Source organism: Actinoplanes sp. NPDC051494, assembly GCF_044454705.1.
In the GTDB taxonomy this organism is placed as follows: domain Bacteria; phylum Actinomycetota; class Actinomycetes; order Mycobacteriales; family Micromonosporaceae; genus Actinoplanes.
In genome coordinates this window covers 401513-411672 of sequence record NZ_JBITDZ010000009.1, presented here as the reverse complement: position 1 = coordinate 411672, position 10160 = coordinate 401513, and the positions used below count along the sequence as shown (strand labels likewise).

At 69.1% G+C, this 10160-nt stretch carries 11 protein-coding genes; 5 read left to right on the top strand and 6 right to left on the bottom strand.

The features are described from left to right. Positions 1–342: 342 nt before the first annotated feature. The gene (locus tag ACIA6A_RS29450) at positions 343–1770 is read right to left on the bottom strand and encodes an MFS transporter (protein ID WP_396101144.1); all 1428 of its coding nucleotides are present in this window, start codon (positions 1768–1770) and stop codon (positions 343–345) included. Positions 1771–1862: 92 nt separating this feature from the next. Next, positions 1863–2516 carry a TetR/AcrR family transcriptional regulator gene (locus ACIA6A_RS29445; protein WP_396101143.1) on the bottom strand — a complete coding sequence of 218 codons (654 nt, stop codon included), beginning with the start codon at positions 2514–2516 and terminating at the stop codon, positions 1863–1865. Between the two features lie 184 nt (positions 2517–2700). Between ACIA6A_RS29445 and ACIA6A_RS29440 the strand changes: the two genes are divergently transcribed. Together ACIA6A_RS29440 and ACIA6A_RS29435 are read left to right on the top strand one after the other, a co-directional pair. Then, positions 2701–4305 carry a diguanylate cyclase gene (locus tag ACIA6A_RS29440; RefSeq protein WP_396101142.1) on the top strand — a complete coding sequence of 535 codons (1605 nt, stop codon included), beginning with the start codon at positions 2701–2703 and terminating at the stop codon, positions 4303–4305. A gap of 104 nt (positions 4306–4409) precedes the next feature. Next, entirely contained in the window at positions 4410–5237 is an 828-nt protein-coding gene (locus tag ACIA6A_RS29435; RefSeq protein WP_396101141.1) for an SAM-dependent methyltransferase, read from the top strand. A 4-nt stretch (positions 5238–5241) separates the two neighbouring features. Here the strand turns inward: ACIA6A_RS29435 and ACIA6A_RS29430 are convergent, their stop codons facing one another. Continuing rightward, positions 5242–5880 (bottom strand): nitroreductase family protein, encoded by a 639-nt coding sequence (locus tag ACIA6A_RS29430; protein WP_396101140.1) that lies wholly within the window; start codon positions 5878–5880, stop codon positions 5242–5244. 210 nt (positions 5881–6090) lie between these two features. Then, on the bottom strand, positions 6091–6474 hold the full coding sequence (locus ACIA6A_RS29425) for a hypothetical protein (RefSeq protein ID WP_396101139.1): 384 nt from the start codon (positions 6472–6474) through the stop codon (positions 6091–6093). A gap of 469 nt (positions 6475–6943) precedes the next feature. Here ACIA6A_RS29425 and ACIA6A_RS29420 point away from each other — a divergent pair, with 469 nt between their 5' ends. Continuing rightward, positions 6944–7180 (top strand): DUF397 domain-containing protein, encoded by a 237-nt coding sequence (locus ACIA6A_RS29420; RefSeq protein ID WP_396101138.1) that lies wholly within the window; start codon positions 6944–6946, stop codon positions 7178–7180. 69 nt (positions 7181–7249) lie between these two features. On the opposite strand, the gene ACIA6A_RS29415 is transcribed toward ACIA6A_RS29420, so the two are convergent. Then, positions 7250–8140, bottom strand: coding sequence for a helix-turn-helix domain-containing protein (locus ACIA6A_RS29415; protein ID WP_396101137.1), 891 nt, complete (start codon positions 8138–8140; stop codon positions 7250–7252). Between the two features lie 296 nt (positions 8141–8436). Here ACIA6A_RS29415 and ACIA6A_RS29410 point away from each other — a divergent pair, with 296 nt between their 5' ends. Together ACIA6A_RS29410 and ACIA6A_RS29405 are read left to right on the top strand one after the other, a co-directional pair. Then, positions 8437–8754 carry a hypothetical protein gene (locus tag ACIA6A_RS29410; protein ID WP_396101136.1) on the top strand — a complete coding sequence of 106 codons (318 nt, stop codon included), beginning with the start codon at positions 8437–8439 and terminating at the stop codon, positions 8752–8754. Next, entirely contained in the window at positions 8754–8948 is a 195-nt protein-coding gene (locus ACIA6A_RS29405) for a hypothetical protein (RefSeq protein WP_396101134.1), read from the top strand. The genes ACIA6A_RS29410 and ACIA6A_RS29405 overlap by 1 nt, the downstream gene beginning before the upstream one ends. A 132-nt stretch (positions 8949–9080) precedes the next feature. Here the strand turns inward: ACIA6A_RS29405 and ACIA6A_RS29400 are convergent, their stop codons facing one another. After that, positions 9081–9917: a phosphoribosylaminoimidazolesuccinocarboxamide synthase gene (locus ACIA6A_RS29400; protein WP_396101133.1), complete on the bottom strand. Its 837-nt coding sequence runs from the start codon at positions 9915–9917 to the stop codon at positions 9081–9083. Positions 9918–10160: the final 243 nt, after the last annotated feature.

Here is a 10160-nt window from a genome sequence, read left to right as displayed (position 1 = left end):
CCCCCCCCCCCCCCCCCCCCCCCCCCCCCCCCCCCCCCCCCCCCCCCCCCCCCCCCCCCCCCCCCCCCCCCCCCCCCCCCCCCCCCCCCCCCCCCCGCCGCACATCCCCATCCCACGCGGCCATCGCCACCCCGCGCCCCACGCGGTCACCGCCACCCCGCGCCCCACGCGGACACCGCCACCCCGCGCCCTACGCGGACACCGCCACCCCGCGCCCCACGCGGACACCGCCACCCCGCGCCCCATGCCCCGCGCGGACACCGCCACCCCGCGCCCCGCGCGGCCGCCTCCGCCGGCATTCTTCGCCGGAAAGAACGTTCGTTCTCCCCGAGCGGTGACTCCTCAGGCCGCGACCGCAGCCTCGGCGATCTGCTCCTCCGTCGGGTGCAGCCGCGGCGCCGCGAGCGCGAGCACGATGTTCGCCGCCGCGAAGACCGCCGCCAGCAACAGCCCCCGTTCGAACCCGCCGACCAGGGCGTCCTGCGGCTGCGCCCCATCCCCGATCAGGCCCTCGACGTGCGAGGTCGACAGCGTCGTGATGATCGCCAGCCCGAGCGCGCCACCGACCTGGTAACCCGCGTTGACCACCCCGGAAGCCGCCCCGGCCTGCTCGTGGCGGACGTCGGCGACCGCGGCGATCTGGGCCGGCGTGCCCGTGGCGATGATGCCGATCCCGAAGATCACCAGGCCCGGCAGGACCGTGGCGACGTAGGACGACGTGGCGTCGGCGTGGGAGAGCAGCACCAGTCCGGCGATGCTCAGTGCCGCGCCGGCGATCTGCACCGGCTTGGTGCCGAACCGGGTGACGAGCTGCGAGGCCACCACCGCGCTGGCGATCGCGGCGAAGCCCATGGGCAGGAATTCAAGGCCGGTCTCGAGTGCGGTCAGGCCACGGACCTGCTGCAGGAAGATCGCGGTGAGGAAGAACATCGCGAGGAACGCCGCGCCGTTGAGCGCGAGGGCCAGCGTCGACAGGGTCATGCTGCGGGACCGGAACAACGTCAGCGGTACGAGCGGAGCAGCCGAGCGCGCCTCTACCCGTACGAAAGCCGTCAGTAACGCCACGCCACCGACCAGCAGTGCGATGACCTCGAGGCTGGACCACCCGAGCGGTTCGGCCCGGATCACGCCGAGCACGATGGCGAGCAGTCCGGCGGTGCTGAGCAGCGCGCCGGCGACGTCGAACGTGCGGCGCCCGGTCTGCGGGGCCCGGCTCTCCGCGACGATCGACGGGGTCAGCACCGCGAGCACGATGGCGAACGGCACGTTGACGAGGAAGATCCAGCGCCAGGTCAGTGAGTCGACGAGCAGGCCACCGGCGATGACGCCGAGCGTGCCGCCGAGCCCGGCGAGGCCGCCCCAGACTCCCATGGCGATGTTGCGCTGTCTGCCGTGCGCGAACGTGACCGTGAGGATCGCGAACGCGGCCGGGGAGAGCAGCGCGCCGCCGAGGCCCTGCACCGCCCGCAGGACGATCAGCTGGTCGGGCGACTGGGCGAGCCCGGCGAGCAACGAGGTCACGCCGAACAGGACCAGGCCGGCCACGAACATCCGGCGCCGGCCGAGCAGGTCGGCGACGCGGCCGCCGAGGAGCAGGAATCCACCGAACAGCAGGGTGTACGCGCTGATCACCCATTGCAGGGCGGAGGCGCTGAACCCCAGGTCCTGCTGGATGTCGGGCAGCGCCACATTCACGATCGTCACGTCGAGCACGACCATGAACTGGGCGACCGCCACTACGGCCAGGGTCGGCCAGGGATTGCGGGGCACGGTCTCACCTCCACGTACGCTGCCCTATGCGGCGTACATGTACACCGTATATGTACGCCGTACAGGAGCGTCAAGTGAGGTGTGATGTTGCTCTAGCGGATGCCTCGCACGCCCTGGACCAGCAGGTCGAGGTTGAGGTCGAAGAAGTCGTCCTGACCGAAGCAGCTGACCAGGCCCGGAGCCGCGGCGATCAGGTGCGGGAAGCGGGCCGGCGGCAGCGCGGCCAGCGACGCGGTCTTGTACCGGATCCGACTCTCACGGTCCTCGTCGGTCGCGACCTCACGCTGCCCCGGATCGCCGGCCACCAGCGCGACGACCGAGCAGAACAGGAACGTGGCAACCTCGGCGGCGCGGCGTGGTTCCAGCCCGGCCGTGGCCAGCAGCGCCAGCACCCGCTCGGTCAGCTCCAGGCCGGCCTCGGCGATCAGCACCTGACGCGCCGCCATCCCGGCCACGGTCGGATGCGGGCGCAGGGCGACCGCGATCGCGTCCAGGACGTCACGCAGCTGCGCGTCCCATGGCGCATCCGTCGCCGCCGGCAGCTTGACGGCCCCGACCAGATGCGCGGCCATCGCGTCGAGCAGGGCTTCCTTGTCGTTGAAGTGCCAGTACATGGCCATCGGGGTGACGCCGTTCTCCTGGGCCAGGCGCCGGATCGTCACGGCCCCCAGACCCTCGGCGTCGGCGAGCGTCATCGCGCAGTCGATGAGCACATCCCGGCTGAGGCGCTGACTCTGCTTGGCCATCCACCAACTGTACGACGTACATCATGAACCGCGGCGACGTGGATCACGTGCGTGACTGTGTGTCCAGTTGTTCACACACGGCTAACCTTCCGAAACAGAGCGCAACGTTTTTGCTTGGCGCGATGTTCTTCAGCGGGGACCGGAAATGTCGATGGATCGCGGTGACAGCGAGAGGAGCAGGCCGATGAACGGGCGCGAGAGCGACGCGGAGCGGCTGCACGCTGCCCTCACCGAGCTCGAGGACCAGTATCTGTGGGACGCCGACTCGTCGTACGACGCGGCCCTCACGTACGAGCGGCAGGCGCACGCCCTGGGCGACCAGCGGCTCATCACCCGGGCCCGGCTCTGCCAGGCGAACATGCTGATGCGCAAGGGCGACGTCGCGGCGGCCGCCAAGCAGATCTGGTCCATCCACCGCTGGGCCGCCGACCACGGCGACAACTGCGTGCAGGCCCGTACCCATCTGGTGTGGTCCAACATCCACCGGCACCTCGGCGACGCCGCCCAGTGCCTGGAGCACGCCGTGCTCGCCGTCGAGCTGCTGGACGACACCGCCACCGCGTACATGCACGTCTGGCACCGCACCAAGCTCGCCGACGCCCTCGGGCTCGCCGGGTCGATGGACGCGGCCCGCGCGCGCTACCGGCAGACCGAGGAACTGGCCGCCGAGACCGGTCAGGCGCACCTGCTCCTGGGCGTGCTCAACAACCAGGCGTACACCGAGCACGCGGCCGGCGAGAACAAGCGCGCCCAAGAGGTCACCGACCGGATGCAGCTGCTCGCCCGGCAGCACAACCTCGAGCTCGACCCGGCCGCCTTCGACACGATCGGCTCCATCGAGATCGAGAACGGCAACTACCCGGAGGCCGAACGCCTCTTCCTCGAAGCGGTCCGCCGGCACCGCCTCGGCAAGTACGAGGACGCCGACGCGCTCGCCGAGTACATGCTCAGCCTCGCGAGCGCCCAGCGCTTCCTGGGTGCGACCGACCGTGCGCAGGCCAGCCTCGACGAGTCCCGCGAGCTGTGCGTCGATCGCAACCTGGGTGACGTCCTCGTCCGGGTCCACCAGGAGCAGGCCGAGCTGCACGCGGCCCGCGGCGAGTTCGCGGAGGCGTTCGCCGCCCACAAGACGTTCTTCGCCGCCCACTACGCGCTGCACTCCTCCCAGCGTGAAGCCCAGGCCCGTACCCGTCAGGCGATGTTCGAGACCACCGAGGCCCGCCAGGAGGCCGAGCGCTTCCGCGAGCAGGCCCGCCGCGACCCGCTCACCGGGCTGCACAACCGCCGCTACCTCGACGAGCAACTGCCGACCCTGATCGAGACGTACGCGGAGGTCACGGTCGCCATCGTCGACCTGGACCACTTCAAGCGGGTCAACGACCAGCTCTCCCACGACATCGGTGACCAGGTCCTCATCCGGGTCGCCGCGCTCCTCGAGACCGAACTCGCGGCGGTGGCACCGGACGGTTTCGTGGCCCGGATGGGCGGCGAGGAATTCCTCATGGCGCTCCCCGGCCTGAACACCCCCACCGCGGCGGTCCACCTCGACGCGATCCGGGCCACCATTGCCGCGTACGACTGGTCGGCCCTGGCCCACGGCCTCCCGATCACCGTCAGCATCGGCCTCGCCGGCCCGGCCGAGTGCAGCACCCGCACCCAGGCGTCCCTGCTGTCCACAGCGGACCGCAACCTGTACGTGGCCAAGCACGCGGGCCGCGACCGGGTGGTGTCCGGCAAGCACCTCGACGGCCCGCACCGGTCCTACCGCGACAGCGCCAACGCCGCCTGACCCCACCGGGCGACGGGGGCTGAAATTGATCATCTCCGGGCGCTACGCTGACAACCGCGAATGTGGGATGGACGGCCAGGGGTGGCCTGAGGGAGGCTGTCGCGATGACGCAGGGCAACGAGACTTCCCCGCCGGCCGAGCCCGCACCGCCCGGGGTCAACCCGGACGTGCCGCACTCCGCCCGCATCTACGACTACTGGCTCGGCGGCAAGGACAACTTCGCCGCGGACCGGCAGGTCGGCGACGCGATGGTCAAGGCCATCCCGGAGCTGCGCGCGATGGCCGCCGAGAACCGCAAGTTCGTCCACCGGGCCGCCCGTGACCTGGTGACCGAGCAGGGCCTACGGCAGTTCCTGGACATCGGCACCGGCATCCCGACCCGGCCGAACCTGCACGAGATCGCCCAGCGGTTGGCCCCGGAGACCCGGGTGGTCTACGTGGACAACGACCCGATCGTGCTGGTGCACGCCCGCGCCCTGATGGTCAGCAGCGAGCAGGGCCGCTCGGAGTACATCGCCGCCGATATCCGCCGACCTGCTTCGATTCTGTCCGAAAAGGCACTCCTCGAGACGCTCGACCTGACCCAGCCGGTCGGCCTGACCCTGATCGCCATCCTGATGCTGCTCTCGGACCAGGACGACCCGTGGGCCCTGGTGGCCGAGCTCCGCGACGCGATGCCGTCCGGCAGCGTCCTGGCGATCACCCACCCCACCGCGGACTTCAACCCGGAAGCGGTCGGCGAGGCGGTCGCCTCGGCCCGGTCGGCCGGCATGACCCTGGTCGCCCGGACGAAGGACGAGGTCGCCCGCTTCTTCGGCGACTGGGAGCTGCTCAGCCCCGGCATCGTGCCGACCTCGGCCTGGCGCCCGGACGCCCCGGTCGACAATCCGGAGGCCACCTACTACTGGGCCGGGGTCGCCCGCAAACCCTGAGCGGTCACCACGAGTCCCAGTGGATGACCGATTCCGGCTCGGGCCGCTTCGCCGGCTTGAAGTCGGTGCCCTTCGTGAACGCGAGCGGCGTCAGCACCGCCTGGGCGACCGTCTCATAGGGAATGCCGAGGATGTCCGCCACTTCCTGCTCCCGGGCCCGGTGCATGGACGTCCAGGCGGTTCCGAGCCCGCGGGCCCGGGCGGCCAGCATGAAGCTCCACATCCCGGGCAGGATGTTGCCGAGGCCGGCTTCCGCGACGGCCCGGTTCGGCCCTTCCGTACAGCCGAGCACCAGCACCGGCGCATCACCCATGTGCTCGCCGAGGAAGTCGGCCGAGTCGGCGACGCGAGCCTGCACGCCGTCCCGCTCGGCGTCCCCGGTCGGCCGCCCCGGGTAGTACGGCGACGCTTTGTACCCGGCATAGACCTCGCGATAGACCTGCCCGACGGCCTGCCGCCTGGCCTCGTCCCGAACCACCACGAATCGCATGGTCACCACGTTCGACCCCGAGGGCGCCTGCAGAGCCATCGCCACGCACTCGCGGATCAGCTCGTCCGGCACCGCCCGATCAAGATCAAGCCGCTTCCGTACGGCGCGAGTGGTCGACAGCAGTTGATCAGCATCAAGTCCGAGAAGTGTCATCCCGCCATGATCGCCGACCGGGCCGCCCCCTCGCCCCACCGGCCCAGCACCCCGCGCGAGCACCGGCCCGGCGCCTCGTGAGCACCGGCCGGCCGAGCGATCCAGCACGGGGGAACCGGACCGCCCGGCCGGGGTCCGGGCTGCGCACCCCCTGGGGGCACGCGGTGAGCGACGCCGCGGGACCGGCGTCGCTCGTGTTCTATGACGTTGTCAGGGGCGCAGATGTGGCCTTTTCAGCGCCGGGGCTTCCGGAAGGCGACAGGCCCGCACCAGAACCTGGCGGACCGGGCCGGTCGCACCGGTACGAGCGTTGATCACGCGACCTTCGACCTCCAGCCAGATGTCACCCTCGTACGGAATGGGTTTGCGCCATTCGACCCGATTAAGCCGTAAGGCCAGCGGGCCGATCCCGTAGCAGTAGTCCGTCTCCTCGAAGGTGTGCACCGGCCAGCGGGTGACGCTCGGCTGCAGGCGCCCGCGACGGATGATCGGGGGCGCGGGAGACAGCCCGCGGAAGCGTGTCGCTTCCCCGGGCCGGCGCCGGCGTGCGCAGTGGACATGCTCAGTGACTCGCGTGAGGATCACCACCGTCATCCGGAAGGGGCGAACCCGGACGGAAGCCATCCTTCCGGGTCAATGCGTGGCGCACCCCACCGAAGCGGTGGGACACTGTGGTCGCACGAGTGCTGGCTGACCGCATCCCGTCCGAGCCCTGCTCGTTGCGATAGTTCGGGGCCGGGTTGCAACGCCCGGCCGCCTCGGAACCGTCATGGTTGGTGAGTGTCCAGGTTTCCGGGCCGATGTTCGGGACAGACATGTGGTTCCTCCGCTCGGACGCTCCCGCCAGAGAGCCTCGCGTCAGTGGTCGCAGCGGTCGTTCCGCGACCGACCCGTCACTCAAAGATGTCACCCTCCGTGACCCCCACTTGATGGGGTACGTGCGTTATCATGCTCACAATCATGTGAGAACGCAAGGCCAAATGCACGTGCATTTGCACAGCAGGTAGCCGGCGCGACACACATCGCCGGTCCTCGGATCGGTCTCACCGTTAGGGAGCAAGTAATGACGCACATCTTCAACGGCATGCCCGCAGGCCAGCTGTCAGATGTGACCTGGCGAAAGAGTGGCCGCAGCAACCCGAGCGGCAACTGCGTCGAATGCGCTGCCCTGCCCGACGGCAGCGTCGCCATGCGGAATTCCCGCGACCCGGAGGGCCCGGCGCTGGTCTACACGCCCGCCGAGATCGAAGCGTTCCTCGGCGGCGTCCGCGATGGGGACTTCGACCACCTGCTGGGGTGAATCGCGTGCATCATCCGGGTGACAACCCGGGAAACTAAATACAGAGGGTCACTGACTCACAACCTGGAATCAGGCCGGACGGCCGATCTCGTGCAGGAGCTTGCCGAGGATCTCCTGGGTGTGGTTCGGCGGGTCGGCGTCGATGCACACGCGCTCCATGGCGATCGCGTACTGGTCGACGTCGTCCCGCTTGTCCAGATAGATAGCACTGGTCAGCTGCTCGACATAGACGACGTCGGGCAGCTCCGGCTCGGGGAACCGCAGGATCGCGAACGGCCCGCCCGCCGCGGCGTGACCGCCGGCGTTGAACGGAATGATCTGGAGCCGCACGTTCGGCTTCTTCGACGCTTCGATGAGCGCCTCGATCTGGCCCCGCATGACGTCGACCCCACCGATCGGGCGACGCAGCACCGCCTCGTCGATCACGGCCCACAGCTGCGGCGCCTCAGCCCGCTTGAGCAGCAGCTGCCGCTGACGGCGCAGCTCCACCCGGCGGTCGATCTCGTCCGCGGTGGCTCCGGCGTGACCGAGCATGATCACCGCGCGGGCATACTCCGGCGTCTGCAGAAGACCGGGCACAAACTGGATCTCGTACGTACGGATGAGCGACGCGGCCGCCTCGAGCCCCAGATACGACTGGAACCAGGTCGGCATGATGTCGCCGAAGTGATGCCACCAGCCGGGGTTGTTCGCCTGTCGCGCCAGGCCCAGCAGCGCTTCCCGCTCGGCGGTGTCCTTCACGCCGTACATGGTCAGCAGGTCCGCGACGTCGCGTTCCTTGAAGCTGACACGCCCCAGCTCCATGCGGCTGATCTTCGAGCCCGAGGCACGGATCTCGTAGCCGGCGTCCTCACGGCTGATCCCTCTGCCTTCACGGAGCCGACGCAGCTGCGCACCGAGCAGGATGCGCAGCACGGTAGGGCCGCTGTTCGGCGCCTCCTCCTGCGTACCCACGCTCACCTGGCTCCTTGTCCTCACGTCCGGCGAATCCTGGTCATCATGTCCAGCGAATCCTGCAAGTTGCAGATCCGTTGCCCAGTGCATCCTAAGGGTGAGATCGTCCGGCAGAAAACCGAACGTTCGGACATCCTCTCAAGCAACGGCACGAAGCAGATGCACGTGCATCCGGCCTTGCGAACGCACTCGATCCCGAGCATGATAGCTGACAGGCGGTTGTTGTTGTGCTGACGCAGAGTGCTTTTCTCCCTGATCCGCGCGCAGCACCCGCTCAGGGACCCGGATGTAGGAGGCTTGTCATGTCGACACCGTCCATCGCCCCACCGCAACGCAACCCAGCGGAAGTGGCACCGGCCGCGAGCTACCACAAGGCCGACCCGGTCTGGGTCTACCGCAACGGCTGGCGAGCAGGCGTCATCGAGGCCTCATCCCCGATGGCCGTCACGGTGACCTACCGCCCCGGCACCCACTTCGGCACCGGCGTGGACACCTTCACCGCCCAGTACGTGACCACCCGCACGGACGAGGACCCGGCCCTCGACCGCCGCCAGGAGAACGCCCTCATCTTCCGCCGCCCCCGTCTGGGCGGCGACGGAGCCACGATGCTGGCCTTCTGATGGCCGCAGCCATCACCGTGGCCGCTCTCATAGCCGTGGCCGGCCTATTGTCCGGAATGGCCATAGGCTGGCGTCTGCGACGCACCAACGACACGTGCGCCCACTGTGGCGGCCAGCTGAGCGGCAACACCCGCGACACCCAACCGGCCTGGTCCCACCACGAGCAGCACGACCTGGTGACCGACTGGAGCTAAAGCCGAAGCGATATCCCGCGCCTCACAAGCGTCGGTCGAACCGTTGCCATCGGCCCGCCCGCCATGCAGGCATCAACCCCGCCGCGGCACACAAGTGCCCACGGCCGTTTCAGTAGTTCGTTCCTGTCAGACTCAGCGCCACTTGTCGCCGGTGAGCCGCTCGTAGACCTCCACGTAGCGAGCCCGGGTGGCCTCGACAACGTCCTCGGGGACCGCCGGGCCGGGGTCGGTCCGGTCCCAGTCGGACTGCGAGGACCAGTCCCGCAGGAACTGCTTGTCCAGGTAGCGAGGAGTCGTGCCCGGCGCCCACTCGTCAGCAGCCCAGAACCGCGACGAGTCCGGCGTCAGCAGCTCATCGCCAAGCTTCAGCTGGCCATCAGCAGCGAACCCGAACTCCAGCTTCGTGTCAGCAATGATCATGCCGCTCTTGGCCGCGACTTCAGACCCACCCCGGTAGACCTCAAGCGTGATCCTACGCAGCTCGGCAGCAACATCGGCCCCCACCTTGGCCTCGACCTCGGGGTAGGTCATGTTCTCATCGTGCCCGGCCCCGACGGCCACCTTGCTGGTCGGCGTGAAGATCGGCTCCGGCAGCTTCGACGACTCGATCAGCCCGTCCGGAAGAGGCACGTCACAGATCGCTCGGTCCCGCTCATAGGACTTCAGCCCCGAGCCGGCCAGGTAGCCCCGAACGATGCACTCGACCATGACCATCTCAAGCTTCTCGCACCGCACAGCCCGCCCTGCAAACTCAGCTGGCACGTCGGTGGCCGAGATGATGTGGTTGGGCACCACGTCCGCGAGCTGATCGAACCACCACAGCGACAGCTGGGTGAGGATCTTGCCCTTGTCCGGGATCGGCGTGGGCAGGATGACGTCATAGATCGAGATTCGATCCGAGGCAACCAGGAGGATGTCGTCCCCATCCTGGTAAACGTCCCGGACCTTCCCCGAGTGCAGCAGTTCCACGATTTCCCCTTAGCCTGACCTACGCCTGTGCAGGTCACGCTATCGGACCGAAAGTTGTCGGTCCTTGGCGCTATGTTGCCGGCGTGATGGATCTCGCCGACAGCGCCTACGAGCACATCATCGCCCGGGGCATGCAGGTAATCTCGGGGTTCGGCCGTATCTCTACGCGGGTCCGATGACCTATGAGCGGCACACCGGCGATCGGCCCATGCGGATTGAGTGGCGGCTGGACCACCCGCTGCC